The sequence below is a fragment of the Streptomyces mirabilis genome (assembly GCF_039503195.1).
GTDB classification, from domain to species: Bacteria; Actinomycetota; Actinomycetes; order Streptomycetales; family Streptomycetaceae; genus Streptomyces; species Streptomyces mirabilis_D.
Genome location: NZ_JBCJKP010000001.1, coordinates 9,426,920 through 9,442,595 on the forward strand (window position 1 = coordinate 9,426,920; position 15,676 = coordinate 9,442,595).

Below are 15,676 nucleotides of genomic sequence, written 5' to 3' on the forward strand. Positions count from 1 at the left end.
CGGCGTCGAGCAGCCGGGTTGTGCGGCGCGCACCGGCCACGAGGAGGCTGCCCGCAAGGTGATGCAGCGTGAGGGCAGCCTGATCCTGGTGATCCTGGTGATCCTGGTGATCCTGGTGATCCTGGTGATCCTGGTGATCCTGGTGATCCGGGGGAGGGCGGGTACGGCCCGATTCGCTCCGGGACCGGTGAAGTCTGCGGACTGTCCCGGGTCGGGCGGACGTCGGACGACGACAAGACGTCGCTGTTCGGCCGCGACGGGAAGTCGGCCAGGAGCGAGGCCGCCGAGCACGACCACGGCCCGCTGCACATGTACGAACTCGACGTCCACGCCCCCCCGGAGCGCGAAGAGACGACAGCGTCGCGGCATACCCCTTCCCCCCGTCCACTCCTGGATCGTTGCTACGGTTCACCGGTGTCTGACTCTTCACGCGATACCGCCGAAGGCGCCGGCTGGGGCACCCTGGAACACGGCGAATACAAGCACCTGATGCCGCACCAGGTCGACAAGCTCTCATGGCTCAACCCGAAGACCCTGTGGGCCGCACGCAACGGCGTGCTGGCTTCCTGGTTCGGGGACCCCACGGGCCGCACCCGCAGCCGCTGGGTGGCACAGCGGACGGCCGCCGGAGCTCCCGCCGCCAAGGTGATCCGGCGCGACGACCCGGACCACTTCTCCTTCATGGTCATCGGAGACACCGGCGAGGGCGACGATCCCCAATACGCCGTCGTCCCCGGCTTCCTGAAGGTCAGTCAGGGAACGAAATTCGCCGTCATCGCCAGCGACGTGATCTACCCCGTCGGCCGGACGGACGACTACGGCACGAAGTTCTTCCGCCCGTACCAGGACTACCAGGCACCCATATACGCGATACCCGGCAACCACGACTGGTACGAAGACCTCGGCGGCTTCATGCGCGTCTTCTGCGACGACGCCCCGCCACTCGCCCCACAGCCCGCGCCGCGCCCCCTCTCACGGGCTTGGCTGCGGTCGCTGCTGTGGCACCGGCCGCACCCGGCCGACGGACAACACCTCACCGAGGCGCGCAAGTTGCGCTCCTCGCCAGCCCAACAGGCCGTCCAGCCGGGCCCGTACTGGGCCATCGACGCCGGTCCGGTGCGGATCATAGGCATCGACACGGGACTGCTGGGAACCATCGACGCCGAGCAGGGCGCGTGGCTGCGCGAGGTGTCCAAGGGACCTCTCCCCAAGATCCTCGTCACCGGCTCGCCCCTGTACGTGGACGGCGAACACCACCCTTGCCCCATCGAAGGCGGCGGCACCGTCGACGACCTCGTCCGCGACCCGGACCACCGCTACCTCGCGGCCATAGGCGGCGACATCCACAACTACCAGCGCTACCCGGTGCAGGTCGACGGCCGCACCATCCAGTACGTGGTGTCGGGCGGCGGCGGAGCCTTCATGCACGCCACCCACACCATCCCCCGCGTCTCCGTCGCGAACGTCACCGAGCAGGAGTTCCGCTGCTACCCGCTGCGCGGCGACTCCCTCGCCTTCTACAGCAGGCTCTACGGACACCGGCTCCGCCTGCGCCGCCTGTTCACCCTCAGCGAGGCCGAGGCGACAGCCGTCGTCGCCGAGCGCCTCGGCATCCCGCCGACCCGTACCCAGGGCCCGCCCGCCCGCGTCACCCGGCGCACCCGCCTGATCGCGACCCTGCTGGGCGCGGGCGGCCGCCCCGAACGCACCTCGCGCTTCCGCCTGCCCGTGCGGAAGATCTACACCCAGCTCTTCTCACCGAGCTCGGCGACCTACAGCCCGCCGTTCTTCAAGTGCTTCCTGCGCCTGGACGTCACCCCGGAGGCGGTCCGGCTGCGCTGCTTCGCGGCCACCGGGAACCGCGCGCAGGAACTCGACCCGCCGGTCGAGGACGAAGTCGTCATTCCGCTGACCTGAACGCCTGGGGACCCGGACGCTGTCCCGCACGGCAGCCGGTCCGGTTCCTGCGCCGCCGCGTGATCCGGGACACTGGGACTGCGCTACCATTGATCTTGAGCAAGCCGCCGAACTTCCGGCAGTCGGCCTCGCGTTGGTGGTCCAAGGAAAGACGCCCCGCTTCCTGCGGGGAGATGCAGGTGCAAGGCCTGCCCGGCGCTCCGCACAGCCCCGCCTCCGGTCTCCCGGAGGCGGGGCTGCTTTTTGATCGCCGGGGGACCGCGGCGCCGCGCCAGGAGACCTCCCGGGCAGCCGGACGACAGTGCCGCCGACGAGTCCTGACCCGCTGACCGGCTGACCGGCTGACCGGCTGACCGGCTGACCGGCTGACGGCCGACGGCCGACGACGGGACGCTGAGGGCCTGCCGCTCGCGGGCAGGCCCCAGGAAAGGTGGCGGGGCCTGCCCGGCCCGCGTGAGCGGGGTTCGGCTGGAGGGCCCGCGCGAGCCGGGCGGACGGCCGGGCACAACTGCCGGCTCTGGAAGGGCGGCCCGTGCGAGGGGCGGCCCGTGCCAGGGGCGGCCGCTTCACGCTGTACGGCCACGACCCTCCTGCCTACGGCTGCTCCCGCCCCCCGGGCCGCGCCCCGGCGTGTGGCAGGACCGGACCGGACCCGGGGCTGGCGGAGCCGATTCCCCCCAGACGGCAGCGTTACGCGTGTTCGTCGGCCTCGTCGAACGGCTCCGGGCGTCTCCGACCGCAGCGGCCACGCAGAGGCCCGAGGGAGGGCAGGGCACCGGGGGAGAGGGAGGAGGGGGCAGAGGTCGAGCCGGCCGGGACAACGCACGCGAGCCGTTCTTCCGACGGCGCACCCCGCCTCGCACCGCAGCGAGGGAAGCCAAACGTGCGGCGAACAGAATGCGGCGTTCAGCTACCTGCCACCACATGGCCACGGCCGCTCAGGACCGTGCCTTGCGAACCCAACGTTCCTCATCTGGAGGGCACATGAGCACAGCAGGGCACCACATCCGGCTGGACAGACGCGCACTGCTGCGGGCCGCTGTCACGGTACCCGCGGCCGGCGTGGTGGCGACCGTACTCGAGGCGACCGCGGCACACGCCGACACGGCAGCCCACAGCGGCGGCCGGTCCCACTTCGACACCGAGAGCCCCCGCTTCGCGCTGGCCGTCCTGCCCGACACGCAGTACCTCTTCGACGCCGACAGCTCCGACCCGGCACCCCCCGCGCGCCACGTTCCGCTACCTCGCCGCCGAGCGGGTGGAGGCGAACATCGCCTTCATGACGCACCTCGGTGACGTCACGGAACACGGCACGGAGCAGGAGATCGCACTCGCCGCCGACACCTTCAGGACGCCTTCTGAAGGGCGAACAGGTACGGGAAGAGCTTGCCGTCAAACGCCCCCTTGATATCAGCGAGGCACACGCCCGCCAACGGGCCCAGACCCAGGGCACCCGGGCTGAACGCGAGCACCAGGTGGTCGAACGAACCGATCCGCTCGAAGAACTCCATGACGGCACTCTCGGAGGCACCATCGACCTGCTCCGATACGCGTTGTACTGGTGGGATCGGTACCAGGAACGCACTGCTCGGCAGTCCCACCCGACGCCGAAGTCCTGCCGCCGGAACAGGGCAGCCGAGTGGTTCCTCCCGGACCACGCTTGATCAGCACCCCTCCACGGACCAACTCGGAGCAGCACTCCTTCCAGCGTGCCGACGATTCCCTGGAACGGACCAGCACTGGGAGACCGGTGGCTCCTGCGGACTCAGGCGCCCACTGTCCCGTCGACACCCTCACGCAGAAGGTCCGCGTGCCCGTTGTGGCGGCCGTACTCCAGGAGCACATGCACCATCACCATCCGCAGCGATACCTCCTCGCCCCATCTCGGCTGATACCCGGCCCGGTCCAGGGACGCGGCCTCCCGCTCGATACGGCGCGAGTTCTCCACCTCGGCCTCCCAGGCCACGAACGCCTCGTCCCTGGTCGACGCGCTCGCGTCGTAGGCCGCCTGAAAGTCGATCTTGTCGGACCAGACCATGGGAGCGTCGTTGTCCTCGAACACTCGACGGAACCAAGCACGCTCCACCTCCGCCATGTGCCGCACCAGACCGAGCAGCGAAAGCGTGGACGGCGGCATCGACTGCTGCCGCAGCTCCTCGTCGGTAAGCCCTTCGCACTTCATGGCGAGGGTCGCGCGGTGGTAGTCGAGAAAAGCCCGCAGCATGTCGCGTTCGCTTCCAAAACTGGGCGGTCCTATGCGATTGTCACTGGTCACTGGCCTTGCTCCTCATCCGCGCCTGTATTGAGGGCCAGAATCTACTCCCGTCGGCCGTCCTCAATCGAGGTCCGTCGACCGGACCTGACTGTCACCACGAAGGGCGCCGGTCACAGGAATCAGCAAGGCTCATCGGTCACCCGCGGCCGCAACTACCCGGCGTAGGGCCCGACTCGTCTGCCGCTCCCTGCGGCTTTGCCTTGGAAAGGGCCTCTGATCTGCGACGGAGGCTCCGACGGAGGCTCTTTCCGATCCTTCAGGGGCTTGCCGCATTGGGTGGCGATAAGTCCCTCGGACAGCGCTGAAAGTCCCTGAAGAAAGGGCAAACCCCGGATCAGGGTGAACCCGTACACCATCTCCATGGACGCAACCCGGCGGCCTTCCGGCGGTCGCTGCACTTGACGTCCGACGGCGCCTCGGCGGCCCTCGACTGGCGTTTGTTCCTGCCGGAGAGCTGGGATCCCGCTTCGCCTGGGCCTGGAAGAACGCCGGCTCACCTACGTGGTCGGCATCTCCACCACGACCACCGCCCTGTCGGAAGCGGCACGGCCCGCATACCCCGCCTCACGGCGGTCGCGGTCCCCGGCCTCAGCCCGTCTGCCCCGAGTCGGCCAGGACGGTGAAGAAGCCGGTCATTGAGACCGGCAAACGGGCCGCGAAGCCGTTGAAGTGGTGGGAAGGGGCCCGGCCCGGCAGCGGCCGCAGGGGCTTCAGACGCATGTACTCGCGGTTCGTGATCCTGCAGATCAGGCCCGCAGGCCGGGAGATCCGCAGAGCCGTCGGCAGTCCCGAACTTCCCGTGCGCCGGCTGCCGGCCGAATGGGCCGCCACCGAGGCCGAACCCGTGCAGTTCCGGCTGCCCAGCCTCCCCTCCGACACTCCGCTGGCCACCCTCGTGCGCACCGCGAAACCGCGCTGGCGCATCGCGTACGACTACGGCGAGATGAGGTGGATGGGCCGCGCGGTAGGGGGAGCCGCGGCGGGGCCTTGGCTCGTCTTCCCCGTCCTCAGCTCTTCGCGTCGCGGAAGGCGCCGGGGGTCTGGCCGGTCGCGCGGGTGAAGAACTTGCTGAAGTTGGTGGGCTCTGTGAAGCCGAGGCGGTGGCTGATGGCGGCAACAGGGATGTCGGTATGGGTCAGCAGGCGTTTGGCTTCCAGGGTGACGCGCGCGTCGATGAGGTGCTTGGCAGTGTGACCGGTGGCGCGTTGGCAGGAGCGGTTGAGGGTCTTGAGGGAGTAGCCGAGCCGGTCGGCGTAGTCGTGGGCCTGGCGCAGGGCGGCGAAGGAGCGTTCGAGTTCCCGCTGGAAGAGGCGGTACGGCTGCAGAGCGGCGAAGGCCGGCGCGTGGCCGTCGGGGGCGGGGAGGCGGGCGATGCGCAGCAGTACCCCGGCCAGCAGCTGGCGCAGGAGCTCTCTGGTGATCTCGGGTTCCTGGTCCGCGAGTCCGGCGTACTCGGTGGCGAGTTCGGCCAGTGCGCGGTGGAAGCGGCCGTAGTCGTCGGGGACGAGCTGCCAGGAGGCGGGGCCGAACGGGTCGTCGGTCACCCGCGCGGTCGCGGGGAGCCGGGGCGGGACGTCCGGCGTGAACAGCACCACTGTGGCGTCCAGGTCGGCGGGGTCACCGTCGAGCGCCGTGGGCAACCGCTGCACCTGCCCGGGGCGGATGTGCAGCAGAGTCCCCGGTCGGCAAGGGCGGTCGATGAAATCGACCATGCCGAGGCCTTCGCCGCGGTGGACCAGAGTGAGGTGATGGAAGTCCAGCCGGTGCACTCGCTTGAACTCCGTGCCCGGAAGACGGTGGACCAGATCGGCGAAGGTGAGGACCTCCAGTCTCAGATCTGGGCGCACGGGGTTGCGATAACCCCGCTCGACCACCGGAGTCTGTCCCCTTTCGACCATCACCATGCCTGACTCTACCGTGTGCCCAGGCTGGTGTGCCGCGAGAGTGGGCTGCAGGCCGGTGAGTAAGGCGTCACCGGAACACGCAGATCGGAGTCGTGCTGTGAGTAGCAAGGAAATCGTCCTCAAGGCCGCTGGCGAAATGTTCGGTGACAAGGACCCCGGCGCAGTGGATCGCTGGGTGGCCGCTGACTACCGTCAGCACAGCAGCCTCGCCGCGGACGGGCCGGAGGCGCTGCGCCAGCTGGTGGAGGGTCTGTCGGCGAGCTTCCGTTACGAGGGCGCCCGGATGATCGCCGACGGTGATTTGGTGGCTCTGCACGGCACGTATCACGGATTCGGACCGGAGCCGCTGGTGGCCTTCGACCTGTTCCGGGTCGATGAGGACGGCAGGCTGGCGGAGCACTGGGACGCGCTGACCCCGGTCGTCTCGGACACCGCCTCCGGCCGGTCACAGACCGACGGCCCCGCTGCGTCCTCCGACCCGGACCGGACGGAGGCCAACCGGAGGCTGGTGGCAGAGTTCGCGGAGAAGGTTCTCAAGGGCGCCGACTACTCGGTGCTGACCGACTTCATCTCCACCGAGACTTACCTCCAGCACAACCCGGAGGCCGCCGACGGACTCGACGGCTTCGGGGCCGCGGCCGCCAAGTGGGCCGAGCAGGGCAAGAACCTGGTCTACAAGACCATCCACAAGGTCGTCGCCGAGGGAGACCTCGTGCTGCTGCAGTCCGAGGGCGAGTTCGGCGTGCCGGTTGCCTATTGGGACCTGTTCCGCGTCGCCGACGGAAAGATCGTCGAGCACTGGGACGTCATCGCGCCCGTCCCGGCAGAATTGCCGCACGGGAACGGCCTGTTCTGAGGGTCTGGCACCGTGAGCGATCCGACCTGCACCGAGAAGACCTTCCGGATGACCGTCCAGGACGGCGTCGCCTTCCACAACTCCGGCGCGCCCGGCGGGGCCACTGCACCATGAGACCGCCGCAGGAGGAACGAACGGCGCGGTCGCGGACGTCGACCTGCACGCCGCAGAGATCAGCCGCGGTGCCTTCCTTCCGTGCCGGCCGGACAGGCCGGGCACGGCCACCGCCCACGCCGTGAACCCCGACTCCAAGACGGTTCACGCCCGTTCCTCGCCCTTGCGGGCAGTCCTGACGGGGCCGCCGCAGCACACCGGCACCATCGCCGATGCGGGAGGCGAGCATCGGTGCCCGCCGCTCCCGGTGCCCCCTCCGCAGGCCCTGCTGTGGCCGGACTGCACTTGTCGATGGGCGACTTGCCGCTGTCCTACGTCATCCAACGGCTGATCGCCCGTCAACTTGACGCCGACGAAGGCATCGAGGTCGATCCGGAGGCGGTTGTTGTCACCACCGGCAGCCAGGAGGCGCTCTTCCCCCTGGGGGTGCAGCGCCGCCGCGCCCGGGACGTGCCGCCGGCTGTCACACCCGCCGGCGCCGGCGTGACTGGCGCGGCGTGCCTGCTGGGCCCGCCGGTCCACCTCGTCGCCAAGGCGCCGGACGGAGGCGACCTGGCGGACCAACGGTGGCGCGTCCACCAGGTCCGCGCCGCCGGACTGGGACCCCGGGCCCTGTATGTCGTGACCGACCACGCCAACTCCTACGGCTTCCACATAGCGCCGTCAGTGCGCCGCGCTTCGCGGTCGGGAACCGAACACGGCGCAGCAGCACCAGGGAAAGTGCCGCACCGGCAGCGGTCAAGGCAAAGACGACACGCCAGTGCAACCAGGCGGCCAGGCCACCCGCTGCCAGTGTCGCCGCCGTCGTGCCCAGGGCGGTGAAGGTCTGGAGGCTGGATATCTCACGGGCCCTGGCCGCACCGGTGTAGGAATCGCCGACAATGGTCAGCACGCTCGGGAACAGTGAGCCGACGAACAACCCGGTCATGGCTCGGATCACCAGGAGCGCGGCAGAGCCGGGGGCGGCGACACTGGCCGCACTGCCGAGAAGGGTGCCGACCAGAGCGAGCCGCAAGACACTCAGCCGACCCAGGCGATCAGCGAGCAGGCCCCATACCGGCTGGCCCAGCGCGTACGACAGTACGTAGGAGGTCACCAGTTGCACGGCGCCGTCGAGTGACACCCCCTCCTCTTCGGCGAGCAGCACCAGCATGGGTGCGGTCGCGAACCGGTCGTAAAAGGAGAGGAAGCCGATAGCGCGCATGAGAGACGCGGTGAGGAGCACAGCCGCCCGAGGCTGAGGCACGGTGGAACGGGCGACGGACCTGATGGTCCTGTCCGCGCCGGAGCCCGGGGAATCCGGTTTCCAGGGTGACCGTGCGGCGGAACGACGTTCGACATGATTCACACGACCTCTCGAAGCAGCGCGGCGCGGGGCGAGGCCTCCGGGTTCGGTTCCGTGCGAGTGCGTGCCGTTCGCCCGGTCCTCCCCCGGTGGGAGGGCCGCGCACGTGACACCGCGGACTTCAGGTCGGCGACGCTGGTCAGAAAGGACACAGTCATCACGGGACGCCGGTGAGATCAAGCTGATCCGGGCTGGACCAGCCAAGTAGTCCGTGCGTGCACTCCTTTGTTCCCCTACGTGCCAGCTGCGGAACGCGACCGTGACCGACTGGGCACCCCTGCGGTGGCAGACGTCTATTCGGGAGGTTGACCGGTGCCGGGGAAAAGGAGGTCCCGCAGCTGGTGCCGGCTGCTGATGCCGAGCTTGGGGAAGATCTTGTGCAGGTGGTAGCCGACGGTCCGGGGCGACACGTAGAGCCGGGCGGCGATGTCGCGGTTGGTCAGGCCCTGCGCGGCCAGTTCCGCGATCTGCCGCTCCTGCGGCGTGAGTTCGACCTCAGGGCCCGCGGCCGGTAGGGACACCGGGGCACCGGCGGCCCGGAGTTCCGCCGCCGCGCGCTCGGCCCAGGGCTGAGCGCCCAAGCGCTGGAAGATCTCCAGCGCCCCGCTCAGCATCGGGCGTGCCTCCGTGGCACGTCGGCGGCGGCGCAGCCACTCGCCGAAGTCCAGCCGGGTGAGGGCGAGTTCGAAGGGCCAGCGGGCGCATGCCGGATCGGCGAGAGCGGCGAGGAAGTGCTGCTCAGCGTCCTCGGAGTCGCCGAGCAGGGCGGCGGCACGCCGGACGACGGCGTGGACGCGGGAGGACCGCGTGGCGCCGAGGCTTTGCTCGGCGGCTTCGAGCACGGAGCGGGCATCGTCCGTCCGGTCGGCCCGGACGGCCGCGGCGGCGAGGTCGCCCAGGCAGTACACGGACGCGTGGTAGTGAACGGGCAGCGGCTTGAAGTCGCGGGTGAAAGTGCCCCGCAGCAGGTCATAGGCGTTGTCGTGGTCGCCTGCCACGACGGCGGCAAGGCCCAGAGCGTGTCGGTAACGCACATGCAGGCTGCGGGACTGGCGCAGGTCGATGCCACGGACCGCCTCCTGCGCCTGGGCGCGAGCGGCCTCGTGGTCGCCGCACACGGCGTGCAGGGTGGCCTGGAGCAGAGGCGAGCCGACGGTGACGTTGTCGGCCCCCGCTTCCGCGGCCGCTCGGTAGGCGTCCTCGGCGGCGGTCAGGGCGGCCGTCCAGGAGCCGGTCTCGAAGAGGCCGAGTGCGAGGGCCTGTCCGACGGTCGCGTTCGTGCCGGCGGTCGCGGCCCGCCGCAACTGGTCCATGGCCTGACCGAGCACGCGGACCGCGAGTTCGCTCTCGTCCAGGACCCACGCGGCGGCGCCCAGGGCGGCGAGGACGCCGACCGAGTCGTCCGGCTTGCCGGCCAGCGCACGTTCGAGCCGGTGGAGCGCGTCCGTTCGCCGGGTGTGCGGGTGGAGCGCGGCATGAATCCATGCCTGTGCGACGGGGTCGTCCGCGTGGTCGACCAGCGTGCAGAGGCGGTCGAACTCGCCCTGGTAGAAAGGGTCTCCGGAGTTGTAGGCGGAGGTGGCTGCGGTGCTCAGGGCGCCGAGGGCCAGCGCCGGCGCCGGGCCGGCCATGGACTCGGCCACGGGGAGCAGGACCGCCAGCGCGTCGTCGTGGCGCAGGGTGACACCCAGGGCCCAGCCGCCCAGGAGCGCGGCCCTGGCGCGGAGGGCGGGGTCCTCGGTAAGCCCGGGGACGCGGTCGGTGAGCTCACCGACCCATTGCGGATGCCCTGCGTACATGGCGGATTCCGCCGCCGCCAGCAGACGCTCGGTGTGCTGTGCCGGATCGGGGGTCAGCTCGGCGGCGCGTTCCAGGGCCGCCGCCGCGGCGGCGTGTCCGCCCCGGGCGCGGGAGCGCTCGGCGGTCTCGGCCAGAGCGTCGGCCACCTCCTGGTCCGGTCCGAGCGCGGCGGCGGCCAGGTGCCAGGCCCGGCGGTCGGGTTCGTGTGCCAGCGCAGCGGCCAGCGCCAGGTGCGCCTCGCGTCGTTCGGCGAACGCGGCGGCCTGGAGGACGGCGGAGCGCACCAGCGGGTGACGGAGCGTCACCTGCCCGCCCTCGACCCGTACCAGACCTGCCTCCTCGGCCGGGAGCAGCGCCTTCGCCGCGTCTAGGTCGGGAGCGGCGAGCAGGATGTCCGACAGCCGGGCGGTGCCCGCCGTGGCGACGAGCAGCAGGGCACGCCGTGCCTCCAGGGGAAGCGTGGGCAGGTCGGCGGCGAAAAGGTTTTCCAGACGGCTGGTGAGCGGAAGGGGCCGAACGTGGGCGGTGGTGCTGCCGTCCCGGGCGAGAGCGCGGCTCAGCTCGATCAGGGCCAGCGGGTTGCCCGCGGCCTGCTGGAGGATCTCGGAGCGCGCCCGGCCCTGTGGCGGGGACGGCTGGGCGTCCAGCAGTCGGACGGCGGCCATGGGTTCCAGGGGGCCGACCACCAGATGGGGGAAGTCGCGGTCGAAACGGGCCGGAACCGCCTCCTCCCGCGAGGCGAGCAGCAGCACGGCCCGCTCGGGGTCGAGGCGGCGCGCGAGGAAGGCCAGGAGGTCGAGCGAGCCGAGGTCCAGCCACTGGGCGTCGTCCACGAGCAGCAGCAGCGGCTGCCGGGCGGCGGCATCGGAGAGCAGGGTCAGTGCGCCCAGGCGCAGCAGCAGCGGATCCACTGGCTCTTCGCCGTCCGCGTCGCCGAGACCGAACGCGGCGGACAGCGCGTCGCGCTGCCGCTCCGGCAGCTCGTCCACGGCCCCCAGCAACGGTCGCAGCAGCTGGTGCACCCCCGCGAGGCACAGGCCGGACTCGCCCTCGCTGCCCCGTACGCGAAACGTCCGCAGGCGGCGCGACCCGGCTTGGGCGGCGGCCCACTCGACCAGAGTGCTCTTGCCCGAGCCCGGCTCGCCGGTGAGCACCAGGACCTTCGGGCCCGCGCCGTCCGCGGCATCGAGGAGCCGGGCCAGACCGGACAGCTCCCGATCCCTGCCCATGATCTCCGGGCCGGACGGGGGTCGGTCAGGGGGGTGCACGGTGGTCCTCGTCTCGGTCGCCTGATCCTGCAGGGGGGATTCTGCCAGCCGCACGGTGCCACGCCCGGCGACTGCCACTGGTCACGTGACAGATGCGTACCGCCCCCGGAGCCCCGAAGATCATTCCATCGGAGTCGGTGGCCGAACAGACGTGCAGTGCGATGTCCGGGGTACACGAATGACGATCGAGACAGTAGGCAGGACAACCTCTGGTGCGACTGCCGGCTCACATCACCGGGAGCCCGCGGGTACCGGGCTGTTCGGCCGAGAGGCCGAACTCGGGCGGATCCTCCAGAGCGCCGGGCCGGGGCAGAGCACCTCGTCCCGGGGTCTACTGCTGCTCGGAGAGGAAGGCATAGGCAGGAGCCGGCTGTTGCGCGCCGCCGGGGAGCAGGCCGCCCACGACGGCGCGCTGGTGTTGTGGGCGCACGGCTGGGCCGTGGAGCGAGACCGCCCCTACGCCTGCCTACGCCAGTTGCTCACCCTGGTTCTGGACGAGACCGGCGGTCTGCCCGAGCCCCAGCGTCGGGTTCTGGTGACAATGGTCGCCGCGAGGCCCGGGCCGCCCCCGGTCGATGCCCGGCCGGTTCAGATGGCGGTGCTGGTGCTGCTTCAGCACCTTGCCGCCTCAGCACCGGTGCTGCTGACGGTGGACGACATCCAGGACTGCGACCAGGCCTCAATGGACGTGATCGGCTCGGTCATCCGCCACCTGCCCGGCCGCGGTGTGTCGGTGCTCCTCGCAGCGCGCGGCGAGGCCGTCCCGACGGGGCTGCCGACGGAATTGGGCCTGATGCACCTGGCGCCACTGACGCCGAGGGCTGCCGCCGCGCTCCTGGACGAACAGCCTGGTGCACCCCGGGGTCGCCGTAGGCTGGAACTGCTGGAGGAGGCAAGAGGAAACCCGCAGGCGTTGCTGGAGCTGTGCCGACGGGGACGGTCGGTTGCAGACCGGGCCGTCCCCGGCGGGAAGCTGCCCCCCTTCGTTTCGCGCAGGACGAGTTCGAGTCCCGGCTCGCCGCCCTGCCTGCCGCTACGCAGCACGCGCTGCTCTACGCGGCGCTCGCGGATCCCGGCGAGGACCTGTGGACAGTCATGACCGCCCTGGACACGCCGGACCTCGATGTCTGGGCCCCGGCGGAGGCGGCCGGCATCGTCACCGTGGCCGACGGAGGGATCTCGTTCCGGCACGCACTGGTACGCCGTTCCGCGGGAGCGCGGCACCCCGCCCAGCTCCGCCGCACGGCCTACCTGGCCCTGGCTGAGGCAGCCGGCCCGCACGCGTCCCGCGCCCGCTACCGGGCGGCGGCCGCACTCGGACCCGATGAGTCGATCGCCGCCGCACTCGAAGGAGCCGCCTGGGACGCGCAGGACGCCTTCACCGCGGCGGCCGCCCTGCAACAGGCTGCCCGGCTCAGCCCCGGCGTGCGCGACCGCGCCCGACGGCTGGCCGAGGCACTGGCCGCCGCCCACCTCGTCGGGGACCCGGACTGGGTGGGGGACCTGTACCAGGAGTTCACCAGGATCGATGCGGACGCCGAGACGACCTTTCTGGCCGCCACCGCCATGAGCACCGCCCTCTCGCTGTCCTCCTTCCAGGAAGAAGCCTTCGACCTGTTGCTGGACGTCTCCGAGCGCACCCTGCCCGGCGACGGCTCCCTCACGCTCGCCCTGGCCTCGCTGGCCGCAGCCGTCGCCGACCAGTCCGCACTGCCGCAGCACCGCAACCGATTGGCGGCACTGCTCGCGCGGACCGAGGGCAGGACCCGGGCCGGCTCGGAGTCCATCGGGTCGCTGGCACGGCTCGACGACCCCGAGGTGCGGTCGGCCCTGCGCGCCGTCGTGTCCCTGGTGGCGACGCCCCCGGGCTCCGCCGCCCGGCTCCTGCGCGGGCTCGAACAGCCGCGCCTCGGGGCCCTTCCGGACAGTCCGGGCATGCTGGTCCAGCGGCTCGCCGTAGCCTGGGTCGCCTACCAGGCGGACGAAGCCGACGCCTGCCTGCGGCAGTACCGCAAGGCCGACGCACAGCTGTGCACCCGCAAGGCGCTCGGTCTGCGGGCCTGGTCACTGGCGCCGATGGCGGACACGCTCCTGGCGACAGGCCGGTGGACGGAGGCGGAGGCGCTGCTCGAGGAAAGCAGCGAGGGTTCCGCTGTCCTCGGGCAGTCCCGCGTTCAGGCAGATCTCGACGCGCTCGCCCTGATCCTGTCCGCGCTGCGCGGCGGGACCGTCCCGGATCCGTCTGCGGCCGAGGCGCGTTGGCGTGCCCTTGACCTTGAGGGAAACCGCGCGACCCAGGCGCGCATCCTGCGGGCCCGTGCCCTGGCGGCAACCGCCCAGGGTGACTGGGCCCGGGCCTTCCGCCAGTGGCGGGCGCTGTTCGACGCGGACGGTTCGCCGCTGCACCCGTTCCTGTCGCCGCGTGCCATCGCCGAACTCGCCGTCGCCGCCAAGCGGACGGGGCGGGAGGAGGAGACGGCGCGAATTCTGGCCCGGGTCCGCTCGCAGCAGGGCGAGCGGCCCACCACGCGGATGACGCTGCTGCTCCACCACGCGGCCGCACTGGTGGACTTCGAGGGTGACCCCGAGCAGCACTTCCAGCTGGCGGTGGTCAACCCCGAGAGTGAGCAATGGCCGTGGGAGCGAGCCCAGGCCCGGCTCAGCTACGCGGTCTGGCTCCGGCGTGGCCGCCGGCCGCTGGAGGCACGGGAGCAGCTGACCGCGGCCCTGGAGATGGCCGAACAGCTCGGCGCGGATCCGCTGGCCGCGGCCGCCCGGGCCGAGCTGCGCGCCAGCGGAGCGGCCTGCGCCGCCGATCCTGATGTCGCGCTGGTCGAACTGACCGCTCAGCAGCGGCAGATCGTCCGGCTGGCGGCCAGTGGCCTGTCGAATCGTGAGATCGGTGAGCAGCTGTTTCTGTCACCGCGTACGGTGGGCACACATCTGTACAACGTCTATCCCAAACTCGGTGTGAGTCGGCGCCACCAACTGCGCGATCTGTTGTCCGCGGCGGAGACCGACATCGCCTGACGAAGTATTTCAGCGGTGCGATGCGGGTGCCGGTGTTTCTTCGTCTCCCGGCTGCTGGGGCGTCGGAGAGAGCCTTCAGGGGCCGAGCGAGAGGTGAGAGTGGAATGCAGTCGGACTCCAGCGACGGCGCAGCCGGGTTCCTGCCGCCCGTCGTTGTGCTCGACCAGGCGGTGGAACGGCTGGTGGCAGCCTCGGCCACACCGCCCTACCTGGACGAACTGGGCCCGGTGCTCGGTCGTCAGGCGCTGCGCGAGTCGCAGGCGGACCGAGTCGACGACTTTGAGATGGACGCCGTCTTCCGGGTGGCCCCGGTCGGTCCTTCGGGGCTCGTCGGCTTCTGGTCCTTCCGTCCCGTCGGTGTGACCGGGCCGCTGCCGACGCTGTTCTACGTCCACGGTGGCCGCTGGATGCTCGGGGACGCCCAGACGCATGCCCGCCTGATCAGCGAGTTCGTCCGGGACCTGGGAGTCACCGCCATCGTTCCCGAGTACAGCCGCGCTCCCGAGGCTCGGTATCCCGTGGCGCTGGAGGAGTGCTACGACCTGCTGGCCTGGACCGTCGAACACGCCGGGGAACTGGACCTGGACCCCGGCCGGCTGGCCGTGGCCGGGGACTGCGCCGGGGCCACCCTCGCCACCGCGCTCACCATGCTGGCCCGAGCGCGCGGCGGGTCGGCGATCCGGGCTCAACTGCTCTACTACCCGCTCACCGACTCCCGCTGCGACAGTGACTCCCAGCAGCGTTTCGCCACTGGCTACCTGCTCACCCGACAAGCCCTCCACAGGTACTGGCAGCAATATGCGCCGGACCCGGGGCAGCTGGCCGAGCCCACCGCGTCCCCGCTGCGGGCGACCCGTGCGGACCTGACGGGACTCCCGCCCGCGTTGGTGGTCACCGCGGAGGCGGACGTGGCCAGGGACGAAGGGGAGCAGTACGCACGACGGCTGCGCGACGCAGATGTCGAGGTGACGGCCGTACGAGTCCTCGGAACCGTCCACGACTTCGTCTCGCTGAACGCCCTGCGCGACAGCCCGCCCACCCGTGCCGCGGTGCGGCAGGGATGCGATTTCCTGCGGGCGAAGCTGAGCTGAACCCGGCCCGTTCGACGCGAGTCGGCCGGGGACTGGGACGCCAACCAGTCGGCTGACGTATTCAGTCGCGTTCCGA

Annotated in this window: 11 protein-coding genes and 1 pseudogene; 7 read left to right on the forward strand and 5 right to left on the reverse strand. The window is 71.1% G+C overall.

Annotated elements, in window-relative coordinates:
• Nucleotides 1-414: 414 nt before the first annotated feature.
• Nucleotides 415-1,917: a metallophosphoesterase family protein gene (locus AAFF41_RS42750; RefSeq protein ID WP_343325750.1), complete on the forward strand. Its 1,503-nt coding sequence runs from the start codon at nt 415-417 to the stop codon at nt 1,915-1,917.
• 984 nt (nt 1,918-2,901) lie between these two features.
• Nucleotides 2,902-3,213 (forward strand): hypothetical protein, encoded by a 312-nt coding sequence (locus AAFF41_RS42755; protein WP_343325751.1) that lies wholly within the window; start codon nt 2,902-2,904, stop codon nt 3,211-3,213.
• Between the two features lie 50 nt (nt 3,214-3,263).
• On the opposite strand, the gene AAFF41_RS42760 is transcribed toward AAFF41_RS42755, so the two are convergent.
• Together AAFF41_RS42760 and AAFF41_RS42765 are read right to left on the reverse strand one after the other, a co-directional pair.
• Entirely contained in the window at nt 3,264-3,428 is a 165-nt protein-coding gene (locus tag AAFF41_RS42760; protein ID WP_343325752.1) for a hypothetical protein, read from the reverse strand.
• A 254-nt stretch (nt 3,429-3,682) separates the two neighbouring features.
• Complete coding sequence (locus tag AAFF41_RS42765; protein WP_319753031.1) at nt 3,683-4,192, reverse strand: DinB family protein; 510 nt, start codon at nt 4,190-4,192, stop codon at nt 3,683-3,685.
• Between the two features lie 389 nt (nt 4,193-4,581).
• Between AAFF41_RS42765 and AAFF41_RS51900 the strand changes: the two are divergent.
• Nucleotides 4,582-5,141, forward strand: a pseudogene (locus AAFF41_RS51900) (transposase); the annotation flags it as partial.
• Nucleotides 5,142-5,199: 58 nt separating this feature from the next.
• Here AAFF41_RS51900 and AAFF41_RS42780 read toward each other — a convergent pair.
• The gene (locus tag AAFF41_RS42780; RefSeq protein WP_319753027.1) at nt 5,200-6,039 is read right to left on the reverse strand and encodes an AraC family transcriptional regulator; all 840 of its coding nucleotides are present in this window, start codon (nt 6,037-6,039) and stop codon (nt 5,200-5,202) included.
• Nucleotides 6,040-6,232: 193 nt separating this feature from the next.
• Here AAFF41_RS42780 and AAFF41_RS42785 point away from each other — a divergent pair, with 193 nt between their 5' ends.
• Complete coding sequence (locus AAFF41_RS42785) at nt 6,233-6,952, forward strand: nuclear transport factor 2 family protein (protein ID WP_319753068.1); 720 nt, start codon at nt 6,233-6,235, stop codon at nt 6,950-6,952.
• A gap of 577 nt (nt 6,953-7,529) precedes the next feature.
• Here AAFF41_RS42785 and AAFF41_RS42790 read toward each other — a convergent pair.
• Together AAFF41_RS42790 and AAFF41_RS42795 are read right to left on the reverse strand one after the other, a co-directional pair.
• Nucleotides 7,530-8,270: an MFS transporter gene (locus AAFF41_RS42790; RefSeq protein ID WP_319753026.1), complete on the reverse strand. Its 741-nt coding sequence runs from the start codon at nt 8,268-8,270 to the stop codon at nt 7,530-7,532.
• A gap of 434 nt (nt 8,271-8,704) precedes the next feature.
• Complete coding sequence (locus AAFF41_RS42795) at nt 8,705-11,440, reverse strand: helix-turn-helix transcriptional regulator (protein ID WP_343325753.1); 2,736 nt, start codon at nt 11,438-11,440, stop codon at nt 8,705-8,707.
• Nucleotides 11,441-11,657: 217 nt separating this feature from the next.
• Between AAFF41_RS42795 and AAFF41_RS42800 the strand changes: the two genes are divergently transcribed.
• The 3 genes from AAFF41_RS42800 to AAFF41_RS42810 all read left to right on the forward strand — a co-directional run bounded on the left by AAFF41_RS42800 (nt 11,658) and on the right by AAFF41_RS42810 (nt 15,600).
• Nucleotides 11,658-12,578 carry an AAA family ATPase gene (locus AAFF41_RS42800; protein ID WP_343325754.1) on the forward strand — a complete coding sequence of 307 codons (921 nt, stop codon included), beginning with the start codon at nt 11,658-11,660 and terminating at the stop codon, nt 12,576-12,578.
• Entirely contained in the window at nt 12,575-14,509 is a 1,935-nt protein-coding gene (locus tag AAFF41_RS42805; RefSeq protein ID WP_343325755.1) for a LuxR C-terminal-related transcriptional regulator, read from the forward strand. Before AAFF41_RS42800 ends, AAFF41_RS42805 begins: the two co-directional genes overlap by 4 nt.
• Before the next feature lie 104 nt (nt 14,510-14,613).
• On the forward strand, nt 14,614-15,600 hold the full coding sequence (locus tag AAFF41_RS42810; protein WP_319753024.1) for an alpha/beta hydrolase: 987 nt from the start codon (nt 14,614-14,616) through the stop codon (nt 15,598-15,600).
• Nucleotides 15,601-15,676: the final 76 nt, after the last annotated feature.